General features: G+C 45.1%; 20 protein-coding genes, 2 tRNA genes, 1 other RNA gene and 1 other annotated feature. Of the genes, 22 read left to right on the top strand and 1 reads right to left on the bottom strand.

Annotated features, from left to right (window positions below):
- Positions 1 to 96: 96 nt before the first annotated feature.
- From rplK to rlmH, 20 genes are all read left to right on the top strand, one after another.
- Positions 97 to 561: a 50S ribosomal protein L11 gene (gene rplK / locus FT12353_RS05160; protein WP_047974798.1), complete on the top strand. Its 465-nt coding sequence runs from the start codon at positions 97 to 99 to the stop codon at positions 559 to 561.
- Positions 561 to 1253, top strand: coding sequence for a 50S ribosomal protein L1 (gene rplA, locus FT12353_RS05155; protein WP_059394067.1), 693 nt, complete (start codon positions 561 to 563; stop codon positions 1251 to 1253). Before rplK ends, rplA begins: the two co-directional genes overlap by 1 nt.
- 36 nt (positions 1254 to 1289) lie before the next feature.
- Positions 1290 to 1408, top strand: a sequence feature (ribosomal protein L10 leader region).
- Between the two features lie 22 nt (positions 1409 to 1430).
- Complete coding sequence (rplJ, locus tag FT12353_RS05150) at positions 1431 to 1949, top strand: 50S ribosomal protein L10 (protein ID WP_059394068.1); 519 nt, start codon at positions 1431 to 1433, stop codon at positions 1947 to 1949.
- 50 nt (positions 1950 to 1999) lie between these two features.
- Entirely contained in the window at positions 2000 to 2368 is a 369-nt protein-coding gene (rplL, locus tag FT12353_RS05145; RefSeq protein ID WP_047974795.1) for a 50S ribosomal protein L7/L12, read from the top strand.
- A gap of 75 nt (positions 2369 to 2443) precedes the next feature.
- Positions 2444 to 3061 carry a class I SAM-dependent methyltransferase gene (locus FT12353_RS05140; RefSeq protein ID WP_059394069.1) on the top strand — a complete coding sequence of 206 codons (618 nt, stop codon included), beginning with the start codon at positions 2444 to 2446 and terminating at the stop codon, positions 3059 to 3061.
- Positions 3054 to 3587 carry a tRNA adenosine(34) deaminase TadA gene (gene tadA, locus FT12353_RS05135; protein WP_203618952.1) on the top strand — a complete coding sequence of 178 codons (534 nt, stop codon included), beginning with the start codon at positions 3054 to 3056 and terminating at the stop codon, positions 3585 to 3587. Before FT12353_RS05140 ends, tadA begins: the two co-directional genes overlap by 8 nt.
- Before the next feature lie 70 nt (positions 3588 to 3657).
- An RNA gene (gene ffs, locus FT12353_RS05130) (signal recognition particle sRNA small type) lies at positions 3658 to 3744 on the top strand.
- A gap of 46 nt (positions 3745 to 3790) precedes the next feature.
- Positions 3791 to 5752, top strand: a complete 1962-nt coding sequence (gene dnaX, locus FT12353_RS05125; RefSeq protein ID WP_203618950.1) for a DNA polymerase III subunit gamma/tau — start codon at positions 3791 to 3793, stop codon at positions 5750 to 5752.
- Positions 5753 to 5755: 3 nt separating this feature from the next.
- Positions 5756 to 6361 (top strand): recombination mediator RecR, encoded by a 606-nt coding sequence (recR, locus tag FT12353_RS05120; RefSeq protein ID WP_047974791.1) that lies wholly within the window; start codon positions 5756 to 5758, stop codon positions 6359 to 6361.
- Positions 6361 to 6627, top strand: coding sequence for a YaaL family protein (locus tag FT12353_RS05115; protein ID WP_047974790.1), 267 nt, complete (start codon positions 6361 to 6363; stop codon positions 6625 to 6627). Before recR ends, FT12353_RS05115 begins: the two co-directional genes overlap by 1 nt.
- Positions 6628 to 6636: 9 nt before the next feature.
- On the top strand, positions 6637 to 7269 hold the full coding sequence (gene tmk, locus FT12353_RS05110; RefSeq protein ID WP_059394072.1) for a dTMP kinase: 633 nt from the start codon (positions 6637 to 6639) through the stop codon (positions 7267 to 7269).
- Positions 7270 to 7273: 4 nt separating this feature from the next.
- Positions 7274 to 7597: a cyclic di-AMP receptor DarA gene (gene darA, locus FT12353_RS05105; RefSeq protein ID WP_047974788.1), complete on the top strand. Its 324-nt coding sequence runs from the start codon at positions 7274 to 7276 to the stop codon at positions 7595 to 7597.
- Between the two features lie 6 nt (positions 7598 to 7603).
- Entirely contained in the window at positions 7604 to 8566 is a 963-nt protein-coding gene (locus FT12353_RS05100; protein WP_059394073.1) for a DNA polymerase III delta subunit-related protein, read from the top strand.
- Positions 8567 to 8572: 6 nt separating this feature from the next.
- Positions 8573 to 9490, top strand: coding sequence for a 16S rRNA (cytidine(1402)-2'-O)-methyltransferase (gene rsmI, locus FT12353_RS05095; protein ID WP_059394074.1), 918 nt, complete (start codon positions 8573 to 8575; stop codon positions 9488 to 9490).
- Positions 9483 to 10241 carry an acyl-[acyl-carrier-protein] thioesterase gene (locus FT12353_RS05090; RefSeq protein WP_203618948.1) on the top strand — a complete coding sequence of 253 codons (759 nt, stop codon included), beginning with the start codon at positions 9483 to 9485 and terminating at the stop codon, positions 10239 to 10241. Before rsmI ends, FT12353_RS05090 begins: the two co-directional genes overlap by 8 nt.
- On the top strand, positions 10242 to 11237 hold the full coding sequence (gene galE, locus FT12353_RS05085) for a UDP-glucose 4-epimerase GalE (RefSeq protein WP_059394076.1): 996 nt from the start codon (positions 10242 to 10244) through the stop codon (positions 11235 to 11237).
- A gap of 167 nt (positions 11238 to 11404) precedes the next feature.
- Entirely contained in the window at positions 11405 to 12286 is an 882-nt protein-coding gene (locus tag FT12353_RS05080; RefSeq protein WP_203618946.1) for an ROK family protein, read from the top strand.
- An 86-nt stretch (positions 12287 to 12372) separates the two neighbouring features.
- Positions 12373 to 12445, top strand: a tRNA-Lys gene (locus FT12353_RS05075).
- 68 nt (positions 12446 to 12513) lie between these two features.
- A complete protein-coding gene (locus FT12353_RS05070; RefSeq protein ID WP_203618944.1) occupies positions 12514 to 13275 on the top strand; it encodes a M15 family metallopeptidase in 762 nt (253 codons plus the stop codon).
- A gap of 590 nt (positions 13276 to 13865) precedes the next feature.
- Positions 13866 to 14345, top strand: coding sequence for a 23S rRNA (pseudouridine(1915)-N(3))-methyltransferase RlmH (rlmH, locus tag FT12353_RS05065; RefSeq protein WP_203618942.1), 480 nt, complete (start codon positions 13866 to 13868; stop codon positions 14343 to 14345).
- A gap of 61 nt (positions 14346 to 14406) precedes the next feature.
- On the opposite strand, the gene FT12353_RS05060 is transcribed toward rlmH, so the two are convergent.
- The gene (locus tag FT12353_RS05060) at positions 14407 to 15060 is read right to left on the bottom strand and encodes an NAD(P)H-hydrate epimerase (protein ID WP_059394081.1); all 654 of its coding nucleotides are present in this window, start codon (positions 15058 to 15060) and stop codon (positions 14407 to 14409) included.
- 78 nt (positions 15061 to 15138) lie between these two features.
- On the opposite strand from FT12353_RS05060, the gene FT12353_RS05055 reads away from it, so the two are divergent.
- The gene (locus tag FT12353_RS05055) at positions 15139 to 15468 is read left to right on the top strand and encodes a hypothetical protein (RefSeq protein ID WP_059394082.1); all 330 of its coding nucleotides are present in this window, start codon (positions 15139 to 15141) and stop codon (positions 15466 to 15468) included.
- A gap of 47 nt (positions 15469 to 15515) precedes the next feature.
- Positions 15516 to 15603, top strand: a tRNA-Ser gene (locus FT12353_RS05050).
- Positions 15604 to 16686: the final 1083 nt, after the last annotated feature.

Below are 16686 nucleotides of genomic sequence, written 5' to 3'. Positions count from 1 at the left end.
GACGTTTTTTTTGTTATACTACTCTGGTATGTCAAAGACATGCGTGGAAGTAGCACTAAAGCTACGTTCTACCACAACACGAGGAGGAAATATATCGTGGCTAAAAAAGTTATCAATGTTGTGAAACTGCAAATTGCCGCTGCCAAAGCAACTCCAGCTCCACCAGTTGGACCTGCCTTGGGACAAGCCGGTATTAACATCGCACAGTTCACTAAGGAATTTAACGCACGGACTGCTGACCAAGCTGGTTCAACAATCCCTGTCGAAATCTCAGTTTTCGATGATCGTTCATTCGAATTCGTTACTAAGACTCCACCAGCAGCTGACCAATTGCGGAAGATTGTTGGTAAGGGTTCTGGTGAACCTAACCGTACTAAGGCCGGTAACGTAACCTTGGACCAAATTCGTGCAATTGCTGAAAACAAGATGGCAGATTTGAATGCCAACGACGTAACAGCAGCCATGAAGATGATCGAAGGAACAGCCCGTTCAATGGGTGTTACGGTCGACGGTGTGGACTTGACTGTTGAAGGAACAGCAATCAAGGAGGACGCAGAATAATGACACAAAAGCATGGTAAGAAGTATTTAGAAGCTGCTGCTAAGGTTGAAGCTGAAAAGGCTTACGCATTGGCAGACGGAATTTCTTTGTTGAAGGAAGTTTCATACGCAAAGTTTGACGCTTCAGTTGAAGTTACTTTCAAGTTGAACGTTGACACTCGTCAAGCTGACCAACAACTCCGTGGTGCTGTCGTTTTGCCTAACGGTTCTGGTAAGGACAAGACTGTTGTTGTCTTTGCTCAAGGCGACAAGGCAAAGGAAGCCGAAGCTGCTGGTGCTGACGTTGTTGGTGCTGCTGACTTGGTTCAAAGCATCCAAGACGGTTGGTTAGACTTTGACGTTGCTGTTGCAACTCCTGACATGATGGCGCAAGTTGGTCGTGTTGGTCGTGCATTGGGTCCTAAGGGATTGATGCCAAACCCTAAGACTGGAACTGTAACTATGGATGTTACCAAGGCTGTTTCAGATGCTAAGGGTGGTCAAGTGACTTACCGTACTGACCGTGACGGAAACGTTGCCGTTACTGTTGGTCGTGTATCATTTGACGATGCAAAGTTGGCTGAAAACATCAAGTCAATTGCTGACACTGTTTTGAAGGCTCGTCCTGCAGCTGTTAAGGGAACTTACGTTTCAAACGTTGCTTTGTCTTCAACAATGAGTCCTGCAGTTACTTTGGACTTGGCTTCTCTTTAATTGACAGCCTAGCTGAAAACTGCTAAGATGAATAAGTAAATAAAATCAATTTTGCCTAAGACTCAGGTGGTGCTCGCACCTTAATATCCTGCCGAGGAAGTTATCAATTAACTTTACCCGTCTGTCTTTTGCAGGCGGGTTTCTTTTGCAAAAAAATCTTTGAAAGGAGAATTTCATATGAGTGAACAAGCTATTGCAATCAAAGCACAGAAGGTTTCAGAAGTTGCCGATCAATTTAAGGCCGCTTCAGCCGCTGTTGTTGTCAACCCTCGTGGTTTGACTGTTGCCGAATCAACTGACTTGCGTTCACAGTTGCGTGAAGAAGGCGTTGTCTTGGAAGTTATCAAGAACAAGGTTTTGGAACGTGCTGCTAAGGAAGCTGGTTTCGAAGAATTGAACGATTTGTTTGCTGGCCCATCAGCCGTTGCCTTCTCAAACGACGACGCTGTTGCCCCAGCCCGCATTTTGAAGAAGTTTGCTGACGGAAATGACAAGCTCGTTATTAAGGGTGGTGTTGTTGACGGAAGTATTGCTGGTGTTGATGAAATCAACAAGTACGCTTCATTGCCTTCTCACGAAGGTTTGCTTGGTCAGTTGATGGCCGAATTCCAGTTCCCAATCCGTTCTTTCGCTTATGCTGTTAAGGCATTGCAAGAAAAGAAGGAAGCTGAAGAAGCTGCCCCAGCTGCTGAATAAGCACAACTATAAATTACAAACTATTTAAAAACTAATTGGAGGAATTAATCATGGCTTTTGATAAAGACGCGATTATCGCATCATTGAAGGATGCAACAATTTTGGACTTGGCTGACTTGGTTTCAGCTATCGAAGAAGAATTTGACGTTTCAGCTGCTGCTCCTGTAGCCGCTGCTGGTGCTGCTGGTGCCGATGGCGCAGCTGCTAAGTCAGACTTTGACGTTGAATTGACTTCAGCAGGTACTGCTAAGGTTAAGGTTATCAAGGCAGTTCGTGAAGCTACTGGTCTTGGCTTGAAGGAAGCTAAGGACATGGTTGACAACGCACCTTCTGTTATTAAGGAAGGCGTTGCCGAAGCCGATGCTAACGAATTGAAGGAAGCTTTGGAAGCTGCCGGCGCTTCAGTTACTTTGAAGTAATCCTAGAAAAAGGGCCTTTAGGGGCTCTTTTTTTGTACATATTTTAGTAAAATGAGAACAGAGGACAACAACGCAATGACGGAAAAAATTTCAGGTGAACAATACTTCACGGCGCAACCAGATGCAGCCCATGACTATCAAGATTTTGATTTTGAACTTTTAGGCAATAATTTGCATTTCACTACGGATGCCGGTGTTTTTTCCAAGAGAACGGTGGATTTTGGGACACGGACGATGCTTGCTGTTGCGGCGGAAACTGATTTTCCAGCTGGTCGGGTATTGGATTTGGGAACTGGTTACGGACCGGTGGGGATTGCCATTGCCAAGGCGCTGAATAAGAATGTTGATATGGTCGATGTCAATCAGCGTGCCCTTGATTTAGCCCAAAAGAATGCCAATAAAAACGGGGTGGGTAGCCAGGTGAAGGTTTTCCAATCCAATATTTACGAAGGTATTCAGGACCAATATGCCTTAATTTTGGTTAATCCGCCAATTCGAGCTGGTAAGCCAGTGGTGACAGCGATGCTCCAGGAAGCTAAAAATCATTTGCTGCCAGGTGGGAAGTTGCTGGCTGTTTTGCAAAAAAAGCAGGGCGCACCATCGGCTCAAAAGAACCTGGAAGCTGTTTTCGATGATGTTTCGATTGCCGGTAAAAATAAAGGCTACTATGTCTTGGAGGCAGTTAATGGCTGAAATCCCAACTTTAAGCTCTGATCAAGTGGCTTATTTTATGGATATTGCCTTAGCGGAGGCGAAGCGGGCTGGTGAAATTGGCGAGGTACCAATCGGCGCCGTGATTGTTAAAGACGGTCAGGTGATTGCGACTGGTTCGAACCGACGGGAAATTGATCAAGAGGCCAGTAGTCATGCTGAATTATTGGCCATCAACCAGGCAAATCAGGAGCTCGGTACTTGGCGGTTAGAAAATACGGCGCTTTTTGTCACGCTCGAGCCATGCCTAATGTGTGCTGGGGCCATCATCAACGCTCGGATTCCATTGGTCTATTATGGTGCTCAAGACCAAAAAGCGGGGGCTGTCTCGTCTCTCTATAATGTCTTTGAGGATGAGCGGTTAAACCATCAAGTAAAAACTTATATTGGTGTGAAGGCTCATCAATCCAAGGCCTTATTGAAGGACTTTTTTCAAGAAATTCGTCAGAAGCAAAAGGCAAAAAAGCAGGCTGCTAAGGAATTGAAAAAGTTGGCCGAAAGCGAGTAACCATCAGGTTTCCAGGCTGATTTTTCTTCTTTAAAACGCTTGCTAAAAACCTGATATTTCGCTATAATAACAGTGCAGGCAAGGGTTGCCTTTCGAACCGAGTCAGGACAGAAATGTAGCAGCTCTAAGATTGATTAACCTTGTGCTTGTGTACATAGTAAAACCGCCAGAAGGCGGCTTTTTTTGTAAGGGAGGGGACCACCATGGCATATCAAGCACTTTACCGGGTGTACCGGCCAAGGACTTTTGAGCAAATGGTCGGCCAGGAAGTGATTACCAAGACGCTCGAGAACGCTATCGAGCAAAAGCAAACGGGTCACGCCTACCTATTCTCGGGTCCGCGAGGAACGGGAAAAACCTCAGCGGCCAAGATTTTTGCACGAGAAGTTAATGGTATCAGTGAAGACCAGGCAAACGAGTCCCACCCTGACATTATTGAAATTGATGCGGCTTCGAACAACGGAGTTGATGAAATCCGCTCCATCCGTGATTCGGCTAATTACGCGCCGATTGAAGCACCGTTTAAAATTTATATTATTGATGAGGCCCACATGTTATCGACGGGGGCCTTTAATGCGCTTTTAAAGACTTTAGAGGAGCCACCAGCTCAGGTAAAGTTTATTTTAGCGACGACTGAAGTGCAAAAAATGCCCGCAACGATTCTGTCGCGGACACAGCGCTTTGAGTTTAAGCGCCTTTCAAACGAGACAATTAAGAACCGCATGATTGAAATCCTACACCAGGAAAATCAGGCATTTGAAGACCAAGCCTTAGATGTTGTGGCGACTGCCGCCGAAGGTGGGATGCGCGATGCGCTGTCGATTTTGGACCAGGTGATTGCCTATGGCCCCGATAAAATTACGCTCGAAAATGCCTTAACGGTAACTGGTTCGGTCAAAATTGATCAGCTACTGACTTATTTAAATCAGGTGTTGGACCAAGATACGGCGGCCGCTTTGGCTACTTTGTCTGCGATTTTGTTGGCAGGGAAGGATGCTAATCGGTTCTTAGCTGATTTGATGGCGACCCTGCGGGATGTGATGCTCGTTGATTTAGCGCCGGATTTGGTGAAGGCAACCAGCAAGGTAGAAGAGTTAAAGGCCTTTAAAACCAAAATCTCTCAAGACCAGTTGCAGCAAATGCTCGTTGTTATTGACGACGTTAAAACCCAGTTGGCGGCCTCGCTGCAAAGTGATATTTACCTGGAAATCTTGACGGTCAAGTTGACGCTTTCAGACGAAGACAAAAGCCAGCCGATCTCAAAGGGTCAGTCGACTCAAGCACCACTGACGAATAGTACCACTGACAAACAAGGTAAGCCAGCTGCTCAGGCACCTGAATCCGTTCAGGATAATAAGCCAAACGAGCAAGTAGTAGCCCAAGCCAAGCCGGTTGTTGATACCGCAGTTGTTGACCAACCGGTTCAGCAGAATGCAGTACCAAGCACAAGGCTAGAGCCAAGCACAGATTTGTTGGCGGGTGCTGACTTTGCCGGTGAAGAACCAAGCGCACCAGTGGAACCGGAAGTCAGCCGGCCAGTAGCAGAGCCAAAGCAAAGCACAGCGGACAGTCAAGAACAGCCGGTCCAAGCAACAACAACTACCAGTCAGCCAGTTACCCGAACGCTCCCAACCGTTTATACAGGTCAAGAGCCCGTCCAAGCGGTTCTGTCTCAAGCAAAGCGAGATCGGTTGACACAGGCGCAAAACATCTGGCCCGACTTAGTCAAGGGCTTTGCAGTCAAAGACCAGGCGGTCTTGCAGACGGTTGAACCAATGGCCTCTTCTGACCAGGCCCTGATTTTAGCCTTTGATTTCCCAGCCATTATGGATGCCAGTTTACAAAATACCGATTTACTGGCGAACTTGGCAAATGCTCTGCGGGAAAATCAGCTACCAGAAACCTTAGTCTTGCGGAGTAAGGACGAATGGCAAAACGACCGGGCGGCTTACGTGACAGCCTTGCGGTCGGGACAAAAAATCGAGATTTCGCTCGCTGACCTGACTCCGACTGTCTTAGAATCCAATCACGACCAGGTGGCTGCAATGACTGAGACGGCGAACCAAGAAAAAGTCGACCAAGGGCCTGATTTAGTCCAAGAAGCCAAAGACCTTTTTGGGGACGATTTGGTCGTTGTGACCAAAACAGATGATGAAGGAAAATAGAACATGCAATATCCAGAACCAATTGCAAAATTAATCGATTCATATTCGAAGTTACCGGGGATTGGGGCAAAAACTGCCAGCCGGTTAGCCTTTTACACATTGGGGATGGATCAAGAAGATGTTAAATCCTTTGCAAACGCCTTGGCAACGGCGAAAGAATCAGTTACATTTTGTGAAATTTGCGGTAATATAACAACAAAGGATGAAAATCCCTGTGCTATTTGTTCCGATCCTAGCCGTGATCAAAGTACTGTTTTGGTTTTGCAAAATCCAAAGGATGTGATGGCGATGGAACAGACTGGGGAATACCACGGACTTTATCATGTCTTAAATGGCGTGATTTCCCCCAGTGCCGGAACAGGGCCAGAGGATATTAATCTGCCATCTTTAATTAAGCGCCTTTCAAAGGATGAACAGATTCAAGAAGTGATTGTTGGGACGAACGCCAATACCGATGGCGAAGCAACCGCGATGTACTTGGCGCGCCTTTTGAAGCCAGCCAATATTAAAGTAACCCGACTAGCAACCGGCCTAGCGGTTGGAGCCGATATCGATTATGCGGACCAACTGACCTTGATTAAGTCCATCGAAGGCAGAAATGAGCTCTAATGTTTAATAAAAAGAAAAAAGTGAATACGGGTTTTCTCAAAGAAGAGTTTGACGAATTGCTTTTAAGTCAAATTAATCAAGCGCGTTTAGAATATCATCAAGCGCAAGAATCCGAAACGGCATTGGTTGATTCGCGGGTTAACGGTCATATGATTCAGGCCCAAACGGCAGTCGATAAGGCAAAGTTCTTGTACCTCTACAATGAAGCAAAGCGTCGCAAAGCGGTGGCGAAGCAACCGCTGATTTTCAAGCAACCACAGGAATAGGAGCTTCCCATGAGTGAGATGCATTTTTTATCATTTGAGGGCCCAGAGGGTGCAGGAAAAACCACGGTGATTGAGGCGGTGCGTCCGTACTTAGCAGAATTGGCTCAGGCGGATGTCTTAGTAACCAGAGAACCAGGTGGAACACCAGTGGCCGAAGGAATTCGAACGCTTCTCCAAGAAAAAACGGAGCCAGCAATGGATCCGTGGACGGAGGCGCTGCTCTATGCCGCTTCTCGGCGTGAGCACCTTGTCCAAACCGTCCAACCGGCGATTGCTGCGGGCAAGGTGGTTTTGTCAGACCGGTACCTTGATTCGTCATTGGCCTACCAAGGTGGTGGGCGTGAACTGGGTGTTGACCGAATTGCCGGGTTAAATGCCTTTGCCACGCAGGGGCAACTACCAGACCTAACGATTTACTTGGATTTGCCTGTCGAGGTTGGGCTGGAGCGGATTTTTGCCAATCGAAAGGGTAAGATTGACCGACTGGATGAAGAGGAACTTTCTTTCCATCAGACGGTCCGTCAAACTTATTTGGAATTGGTGGAAAAAAGCCCCGAACGAATCAAGCTGGTCAACGCCAACCAAGATGTTCAAGCTGTAATTGAAGAAGTCAAGCAGGTCCTAGCGACCTATTGGAGGTAAAAAGATGAAATTAGTCAATGCCATTGTTCAAGATAAAGATGCAACAAAGTTAGCCAACGCCTTCGTCAAGGCTAAGATTCAAGCAACTCGTCTCGCCACATCAGGTGGCTTCTTACGGTCTGGTAACACGACCTTTATCATTGCCATTGATGAGGACCGGGTCGAGGAAGTTTTGCAAATTATTAAAGATATTTCACAAAAGCGGAAGCAATTTATGGTGCCACCAATTAGCGTGGAGGGGGAGCGGACAGGTGCTTTCCCAGTTGAAGTCGAAGTGGGTGGTGCCACTGTCTTCACGCAGACAATTGATGATTTCTACCAGTTTTAATTTTTAATGGCTAAAAAAAACAGTAACAAGGGTCAAACAGCCCAAAATACCGCCGAACCGGCTCTTGTTGACCAAGACTTTCAGGCAATGGCAGAAGCGGCTTATCCGGCTAATTACCGCCAGTTTGAGCAAGCGGTAGCGGAAGATCGTCTCTCACACCTCTATTTGTTAGCCGGTGTGGGGGAGGCTGAAAAAATCACCTTGGCGAAGTCGTTAGCTTCCTTTGTCCTTGGTCAAGATGAGCTAACGAAGCAGCGTGTGGCTGCTTTTGACCATCCTGATTTTGTGACCGTTTTACCCGAAAAGCCGGGAGCAGCGATTAAAATCGCGCAAATCAGGGCCTTGGTCCCAGAGCTGACGACAACCGCCTTGGAAGGGCAGCGAAAAATTTTCGTGATTGACCAGGCGGATACGTTAACGACGGCCGCAGCTAACTCCTTGTTGAAATTTATCGAGGAGCCGGCGGGTCCGCAATTGATTTTGCTGTTAACAAATAAAGCAAGCGATGTCTTGGCAACGATTCGATCGCGCGCCCAGCTGGTGAATCTACAGGCCTCCAATCAAGTCAACCTGGACAGTCAGGCTGCGAAGGAGGCTTTTGCCAAGGAAGCTCAGACAAAGGTTTTCAAGTGGTTTGAGCTAGCAATGACGCAGGATGTAGCCTTAATGGCTTATTTGCAGGGACAGCTTTTGCCCTTGGTGACCCTCAAGGACCAGGAAAATCAGGTTCTGTCTTGGCTTCAGTCACTCGGTCGCGATTTAGCAGTTTATGCTTATGTTGATCAAGACCAATTGGCTTTTCCACAGTTACTTGGTTTTTATAAGGAAATGGTCAAACGTTATCAACCAGACCAGCTGTTAGCAGTGGGTAATCTGATTTTGCAAATCGACCAATTGAAAAACGTTAATATTTCTTGGCAAAGTCGGTTAGAAAAGCTAGGGCTCGAAATCACAATAGCCTTGGGATAGGATGATATGCAGGTACAAAAAAGTTTTGCAGAACAAAAAACGGGGACGTTGTACCTCGTTGCCACACCAATCGGTAACCTTCAGGACATGTCAAATCGCGCCATTGAGGTCCTGTCGACTGTTGATGTGATTGCTGCTGAGGATACAAGACATACACAGCTGTTATTAAATTATTTTGATATTCATACCAAAAAGACGGCACTGCACGAACATAACTGGCAGGAAAAGGCACCATTGATTGTTCACGACCTTTTGGCAGGACAGTCGGTTGCCCAAGTTTCTGATGCGGGCTTGCCCTCGATCTCCGATCCGGGGAAGGAACTAGTGGCCCAAGCAATTGTTGCTGGGATTCCAGTTGTGCCTGTGCCAGGTGCTTCAGCCGGTATTACGGCCTTGATTGCTTCTGGCTTAGTGCCTCAACCCTTTTATTTTCATGGTTTCTTACCACGCAAGAAGGGAGAACAACAGGCTGTTTTGGCGGACCTTGCTCGTCGACCAGAAACGCTGATTTTTTATGAGGCCCCTCATCGCCTAAAGGCAACCATGGAAAATCTACTAACTGTTTGTGGCCCCAACCGTCGCGTCGTCTTGGCTCGGGAGTTAACAAAGCGGTACGAGGAATTCTTGCGCGGGACTACGAAAGAGTTGGCCGATTGGCTAGATGAAAATCAGGCCCGTGGGGAATTTGTTTTGATGGTTGCCGGCGCTAGCACAGAAGACCTAAAAGAAATGGCCGAGCCACAGCAAGGAGATACACAAGTCTTGGCTGAAACGGCTGACCTCCCCGTGGACCAAGCGGTGGCCGAATTAGTGACGGCTGGTCAAAAGCCAAACCAGGCCATCAAGCAGGTGGCCAAGGACCGGGGATTAAACCGGCAAGAGGTTTATAAAATTTATCATCAAATCGAGGAAGATCATGGCTGATATTTTTTCAATTACACGACCTGTTGAGTATTATCAGGTTGATTTGACACGAAAGCTTTCATTACCAATGGTCTTGAATTTGGCCATCCTATGCTCACGGCTTCAGGGTGAGCATTTGAACGTTGGCTATACTGAAACCGATAAGCGCGGTTTGGGTTGGGTTATTTTACAATACGATTTAAGGATTATCCGTCGGCCGAAATTAGGTGAAAAAATTACAATCGAAACCAAGGCTGGCGAATGGTCTTCTTTCTTTGCCATGCGTGGTTTTTACTTTAAGGACGCCAATGGTGAGGTCATTATTGATATTGATTCCCTTTGGGCCTTGATTGACCTAGAGACCAGGCGAATGCAACGCTTGCCAGAGGACCTTGTAGTTCCCTATGGTGGCCAAGAGGTGCGTCGCTTGGACAAGATGGTCAAGGTTGATAAAATCAAAGATGAAGAGGTTCAGGTTAGGCGACCCTATCAAGTGCGCTTCTTGGACATTGATGGGAACCGTCACGTCAACAATTCAAAATACTTGGAATGGATGCTGGATGTATTGCCCTTTGATTTCTTGAAAGACCATGAGGCGACTAATTTGACCATTCGTTATGAAAACGAAGTCCATTACGGTCACCAAGTTGAATCGCAAGCAATTTTAGTAGATAATAAATCAAGACACCGGGTCGTCAAAGATGATGGGATTTCGGCAGAAGCCGTGATTACTTGGATGGATCAACCCGGACAAAAAAGTGAGGAAAAGTAAATGTCTGTATTAGTATTAGGTGGCGCTGGTTATATCGGTTCGCACATGGTGCGCCGGTTGTTAGACCAAGGCCAGGATGTTGTTGTTGTTGATAATTTGGTCAAGGGACACCGAGCAGCGGTTGCGCCAGAAGCCAAGTTCTACCAAGTTGACATTCGTGACAAGAAGGCTTTGTCTGAGGTTTTTGAAAAAGAGAACATCGATGCCGTTGTTCACTTTGCAGCCTTCTCAATTGTGCCTGAATCCGTTGCCGAACCATTGATGTACTTTGATAACAACACGGCAGGAATGGTGACTTTGCTTGAAGTGATGAAGGACTTTGATGTGAAGAAGATTGTCTTCTCATCAACGGCCGCTACTTATGGTAACCCGGTCAACATTCCGATTAAGGAAACTGATCCACAAAACCCAATCAACCCTTACGGGGAATCAAAGTTGATGATGGAAAAGATGATGGCCTGGGCTGATTCAGCCTATGACATCAAGTGGGTGGCCTTGCGTTACTTCAACGTGGCGGGTGCCATCGAAGACGGTTCAATCGGTGAAGACCACGGTCCAGAAACACACTTGGTGCCAATCATCTTGCAGGCAGCAGCCGGTCAACGTGACTACATCGAAATGTTTGGGGATGACTATAACACACCAGATGGTTTCAACGTCCGTGATTACGTCCATGTTGTTGACTTGGCAGACGCTCACATTTTGGCCTTGGATTACTTGGCTAAGGGTAACAAATCAGCTCAATTTAACTTGGGATCAGCCACTGGTTTCTCTGTTAAGGAAATGGTTGAGGCAGCCCGTGAAGCGACTGGTGTCAACATTGAAGCCAAGGTTGGTCCTCGCCGTCCTGGTGACCCTGATATTTTGGTTGCGGATTCAACGCAAGCTCGAGAAGTCTTGGGCTGGCAACCAAAGTTTGACAACGTGAAGGACATCATCAAAACAGCTTGGAATTGGAAAGAAAAGCATCCAAACGGCTATGATGACCGCAAATAAAGTTTAAAAGGCCAAAAAGGCCTTTTTTTAGTGCGATTTTGCAATATAATTAATAAAAAAGCAAAAAAGTGTTGTTTGTTTGTCTGTAAGCGTTTACAATAAAGATAAAGAAACGTGTTGACTAAAATCAACCTCCGGTTCAAAACAAAGCGGAAAGGATGTTCGCCATGGCACCACTATTAGGAGCAATTGAAGGCGGCGGTACGAAGTTTGTTTTAGCTGTCTGTGATGAGGATATGAAGATTGTTGACCGTCAGTCGATTCCGACTGAAGACGGTGAAAAGACGCTTGATGCGGTGATTGCCTACTTTGACCAGTTTGAGGATATCAAAGCAATGGGGATTGCGATGTTTGGACCGATTGATATTAACCCGGAGTCCAAGACTTATGGCCGCGTCTTAGACACACCAAAACGTGGTTGGTCTGGTTATGATTTCATGGGTCGAATGAAGGCCTGGCGTGACATTCCTTACTACTGGACCACTGACGTTAATGGCGCTGCGTGGGCAGAGTATAAGACGGGGGCTGTGAAGGAAAATCAGTCAATGGTTTACCTGACGATTGGTACTGGTGTTGGTGCCGGAATCATCAACCGTGGCCATTTTCTAGCTGGTTACGGCCACCCTGAGGCCGGTCACATTATGATTCAAAAGCATCCAAAGGATGACTATAAGGGTCATTGCCCATTTCATCAGGATCACTGTTTGGAAGGTTTGGCTTCTGGACCGGCTATGGCCGAGCGTTGGGGTATGACAGCTAAGGAATTGCCTGATGATCATATCGCTTGGGAAATCGAGGCTGACTACTTGGCACAGGCCGCTGTCGACTTTACGGTCATCCTCCGTCCCGATAAGATTATCTTTGGTGGTGGGGTGCCACACCGTGAAAATTTGTTACCAATGGTTCGGAAGGCCTTTGCGGATAAGTTCCGTAACTATTTGGCAACACCTGATTTTGAGGACTACATTGTCCCAGTTTCGACTGGAGATAACGCAGGTATCATTGGTTGCTTCTATTTGGCCCAAGCTAAGCTAGCGGAAGAAGAATAAATTAGAAAATTCCACTTTTTTGGCGAAAAAGCTTGCCGACTGTCACTATATATGGTATGATATCTTTTGTTGTGAAAGACATCCATGGTTAGTTAGCTCAGTTGGTAGAGCAACGGACTCTTAATCCGTGGGTCCAGGGTTCGAGCCCCTGACTGACCATCATAAAACAAAAGACTGGAATTAATTCCGGTCTTTTTTTGTATCGTAAGGCCATAGGAGGTTTGCTGATGACAAATAAAAAACGAATCATAGCGGTGATTGCTGGCCTGATTTTACTGGCGGTGATGGTCTGGTTGGCACTTGGATCACATGGGCAAAAGCACGGCAAGGACACGAGCAGTAGCCAGTCACAGACAAAGGCAGCGACAACCAACCTGCCAAAGGGTGTGAAAAGCACGGACTGGGACCTCGTGTTGATTAATAAGCAACATCCGGAAAATCAGGAAATCAATTTTACCCAGGCTAAGGTTGGGGATAAGGTTGTTAACCAAAAGATTCAGCAAAGCGTCATTGATTTTATGGCCGGGGCCAAGGCAGCCGGCTACGACACCACCTTGGTTTCAGGCTACCGATCAATTGAATATCAGAAGGAAGTCTTTGCGAATGTCTTAGCAAACAACGAAAAGAATGGTGAATCGGAGGAAAAGGCGTTGGCCGAAACTAAGAAGGTTGTGCAAACACCTGGTTCATCCGAACACCAAACTGGTTTGGCCATTGATTTAGCTGGAAACGATGCTTTAGCGAAGTATCCAGGCCTAACTGGCGAGATGGACCAGTTCACTTCGCAGCGTTGGCTAATTGACCACGCCCCTGATTATGGTTTTATTCTTCGTTACCCAAAGGACGAGGCATCGATTAAGGAGACGGGTATCGATTATGAGTCCTGGCATTTCCGGTATGTTGGGGTCACAAATGCGAAGTATATGACAAAACATCACTTAACCCTCGAGGCCTATTTGAAGGCTCTGAAGGCGCGTGAGGCGTCTTAAAAATGAAGGCGGATAACTTGGAATTATGTTCCGAGTTATCCGCTTTTTTGTTGGCTATGATTTAGTGAATTATTCCTTTATCGAAACGATTGGATAAATTTAATAAACAGATGAAAAATGACATCTAATCAATAAAATTAGCGACTATACCAATTTTAGAATGTCTGTTCGGTTGATTTGCGGTAAAATGAATAGTTGAGTCACAAAAGAGTTTTTAAATTCGCCTTTTTTGTGGAAAAAGGCGGTATTCAGCGCTTTATCACAAGGACAACCTTAGACTATGTGGCAAAAAGACGAATGTTCACATGGGCTTAAGGGGAACAGATGTGCTCTTTTGTTCGTAAAAAGGGGAATGGGGAAAATTTGGGATAAGTTTTTAAAAATCCCAGTCTTATCGCCTTTCTCTTTTTGGAAAAGTTACCCCCAAAACCTGTGGATAAGTGGTGCGTTTGGGGATAAATCAGCAGAAATTGGTCTATGTTGGCTGATTTTGTGGGTATAAGTCTGGGGAATAGTGGATAAAAGAGTGGATAAGTTGAATGAAAGGGAACAAGTTTTGATTTTAGACCAAAACAAGTGGTGAAATTAAAATGAAAATTAAAGTATTAACGGTTGGAAAATTAAAAGAAGACTACTTGAAAAAGGGAATTGCGGAATATGCCAAGCGCTTGAACCGTTTCGGGACTGTCGAAATGGTCGAGGTTGCTGATGAAAAGACACCTGAAAAAGCATCGGTAGCCGAAAATCAGCAAATCATGGCAAAGGAAGCGGAACGAATCCAAGGAAAAATTGGGGAGCGGGACTTTGTCGTTGTTTTAGCGATTGAGGGGAAGGAACTAGCTTCGGAAGACTTTGCGCAGAAATTAGAAGCTGCCAAGAACTCGGGGCACGGTACCCTCACCTTCATTATTGGTGGATCCCTGGGGTTGGACCCCGCCATTAAAAAGCGCGCCAACCTCTTACTTTCCTTTGGACGGTTAACGCTGCCTCACCAACTGATGCGTTTGGTGTTGGTTGAGCAAATTTATCGAGCGATGATGATTTCAGCGGGTTCTACCTATCATAAATAAGCAATAATCAAATGCGACAAAAAAGCCAAACCCTTCGAGGTTTGGCTTTTTCACGTCATTGCTATTGTTCTTTAATTGAGAACTGGAAGTCCTCTGGGACGACAATTCCGATATCCTTGACCAGGACTTGTCCAGCAGATTTTTTTCCTGGATTCTTAGTGACGCCGGCCTTGATAAAGCCAAAGGAAATTGTCGTTTTGGCTTTCAAGGCAGCGCCCATAATTTGGCCGGTGGTGCCGTTGACGCCAGTTGGCAGGTCGAGCGCTACAACCGTGCTTTCGATGTGGTTGGCTGCCTTGACCATCTTTTGCAGGCCATCTGGCAAATCCTTGTTTAATCCAGTACCAAAGATGGCATCGATGATTAATGAAGCCTGCTTGAAGTCTGATTTTTCAGAACGGGGAACGCCACAGGCTTCAGCAATTTGCAGTTGGTGCTTGACGGCAGGCTTAGCCTTGTTGGCATTACCGACAAACTGCAATGAAACAGGGATGTGCAACTGGTGCAACAAGCGTGCGAGGGCAATCCCATCGGCACCGTTATTGCCCAAGCCAACTAAGACCAAAACGTTGGAGAGGTCATAGGCACCGGCGCCAAGGACGTCCAAGGCGGCTAAAGCGGCACGTTCAATCAAAACATCTTCTGACAAACCGATGGTTGTCATCGTGTATTGGTCTAGTTCCTGCATTTCTTCTGTTGTCACGAGTTGTGTCATTCAAATCACCTTAGTATAATAGATATATTCAATTATAATATAGAACAGCAAAAAAGAGTAATGAAAGGCGGCCACAAAATGGATAACATGGAAGTTGCTGATGATTATCAACAGGTAAAGGACCAAGTGGCGATTTTGAATGCCCGAGGTGAAGCGGTCACTGAAGAAGAAATGATTGAGCGGACCCTTTTGCGCGGTTTGGAAGAAATTTTGGACTACCGGATGGATGGGACTTTTTACACGGTTAAGTGGAACGACCAGAAGGAGTTGGAGCTTTATGATGTCTATCATGAGCTTTCCGCAACCATTAAGCCAAAGGGCAGCTCTTTGATTGAAGACTTTAAGAATGACGATCAAGGATTGTGGGACAACTTCAATTTGTCCGTGATGGCAATCGAGAACCGTTAAAAATGCTTGCCGTAACAAACATTATCTGTTATGATATTATCTGTTACGGAGAAGTACTCAAGAGGCTGAAGAGGCGCCCTTGCTAAGGGTGTAGACGTGTTAAAGCGTGCGAGGGTTCGAATCCCTTCTTCTCCATAGAAGCCTGCAACAGTAGGCATTAGTAGTCAAAAATCTTGAAAAGCACTACTTTAGCATTCAAGGAAAATCAAGAGAAATCATAGAGAATTAACCAAAATGGTACTTTTTTGGAAAAAGTGCTGATAGGTGACAGAAAAAGCTTACGATTCTAAATCGTAAGCTTTTTTGTTAAAAATGAGTTGATAGATTTTAATTTTTAAAAGATATAAAAATATTTGTGGTAATGGCTAGGGAACTAGCGCTTTTTGTTGATTTTAGGTTTTTTAATTAAGATACCATTTATAAAAAATACCGATAATTAAATTTAACATAACGTGCTTTATCGAAAATAAGAGCCCACAACCCGATGAGTATCAGGATTGTGGGCGATTTATGAATTTAACTAAAAAGCATTGGTATGCCTCTTAGAAAGCTGTTAGAGTGCCATTCTCTGATTGTGAAAAAATCAATTTTGAGAGCGTTGAGCTTTTGCGTTAATGGTCGCTAATATTGCCGTAAAAAGCCAAACAAGAACGCTTAAGAATTCATATTTATTATGAGTATGAATACTAATAAATATATTGGCGACTGTTACGAATGAGATTACTGCCAAAACCAAAGTATGATATTTGCGAAATAGATTGTACAAAGAGTTTCTCCTTTCTTTGGCTCATTCTTAATTATATCAAAAAGTGTTCCGGCAGTTTGTATAGTAATTATGATGGTTTAACCTTAACATTACTGACAAATGATTAGATAGTCGATTAAATTCTCTACTTCAAAAAGTTTTATTATTTGTTCGATGCAAACAAGCGATATTTATTCAGCATGTTATTAAGGTAATCACCCTTAATGTTTAAAACGGCTGTCAATGTAACAACAAGTATTAATGCTATTTTTATCATCATATCTATAAATGTAAAATTAGAATGCAAAATCATTCTAGTGAAAAATTTTATGGGAAAATTTAGAAATGCGAAAATCCATAAACAAGTATAAAAACGTATATTAGAAATTTCTATCAAATAAACAACGAATAGATAATAAAGATACTACAAACTTACGGCTTCAATAGTATTATAAAAGTCCATGCTAGCTGTG

This window comes from Fructobacillus tropaeoli (assembly GCF_016860625.1).
Classification (GTDB): Bacteria; Bacillota; Bacilli; order Lactobacillales; family Lactobacillaceae; genus Fructobacillus; species Fructobacillus tropaeoli.
Note: the sequence above shows the minus strand (reverse complement) of the source record. Positions and strands in the feature narration are given on the sequence as shown.

Coding starts and splice junctions, on each gene's coding strand:
- rplA (WP_059394067.1), top strand. CDS start 561: ATGACACAAAAGCATGGTAAGAAGTATTTAGAAGCTGCTGCTAAGGTT.
- rplJ (WP_059394068.1), top strand. CDS start 1,431: ATGAGTGAACAAGCTATTGCAATCAAAGCACAGAAGGTTTCAGAAGTT.
- rplL (WP_047974795.1), top strand. CDS start 2,000: ATGGCTTTTGATAAAGACGCGATTATCGCATCATTGAAGGATGCAACA.
- FT12353_RS05140 (WP_059394069.1), top strand. CDS start 2,444: ATGACGGAAAAAATTTCAGGTGAACAATACTTCACGGCGCAACCAGAT.
- tadA (WP_203618952.1), top strand. CDS start 3,054: ATGGCTGAAATCCCAACTTTAAGCTCTGATCAAGTGGCTTATTTTATG.
- dnaX (WP_203618950.1), top strand. CDS start 3,791: ATGGCATATCAAGCACTTTACCGGGTGTACCGGCCAAGGACTTTTGAG.
- recR (WP_047974791.1), top strand. CDS start 5,756: ATGCAATATCCAGAACCAATTGCAAAATTAATCGATTCATATTCGAAG.
- FT12353_RS05115 (WP_047974790.1), top strand. CDS start 6,361: ATGTTTAATAAAAAGAAAAAAGTGAATACGGGTTTTCTCAAAGAAGAG.
- tmk (WP_059394072.1), top strand. CDS start 6,637: ATGAGTGAGATGCATTTTTTATCATTTGAGGGCCCAGAGGGTGCAGGA.
- darA (WP_047974788.1), top strand. CDS start 7,274: ATGAAATTAGTCAATGCCATTGTTCAAGATAAAGATGCAACAAAGTTA.
- FT12353_RS05100 (WP_059394073.1), top strand. CDS start 7,604: ATGGCTAAAAAAAACAGTAACAAGGGTCAAACAGCCCAAAATACCGCC.
- rsmI (WP_059394074.1), top strand. CDS start 8,573: ATGCAGGTACAAAAAAGTTTTGCAGAACAAAAAACGGGGACGTTGTAC.
- FT12353_RS05090 (WP_203618948.1), top strand. CDS start 9,483: ATGGCTGATATTTTTTCAATTACACGACCTGTTGAGTATTATCAGGTT.
- galE (WP_059394076.1), top strand. CDS start 10,242: ATGTCTGTATTAGTATTAGGTGGCGCTGGTTATATCGGTTCGCACATG.
- FT12353_RS05080 (WP_203618946.1), top strand. CDS start 11,405: ATGGCACCACTATTAGGAGCAATTGAAGGCGGCGGTACGAAGTTTGTT.
- FT12353_RS05070 (WP_203618944.1), top strand. CDS start 12,514: ATGACAAATAAAAAACGAATCATAGCGGTGATTGCTGGCCTGATTTTA.
- rlmH (WP_203618942.1), top strand. CDS start 13,866: ATGAAAATTAAAGTATTAACGGTTGGAAAATTAAAAGAAGACTACTTG.
- FT12353_RS05060 (WP_059394081.1), bottom strand. CDS start 15,060: ATGACACAACTCGTGACAACAGAAGAAATGCAGGAACTAGACCAATAC.
- FT12353_RS05055 (WP_059394082.1), top strand. CDS start 15,139: ATGGATAACATGGAAGTTGCTGATGATTATCAACAGGTAAAGGACCAA.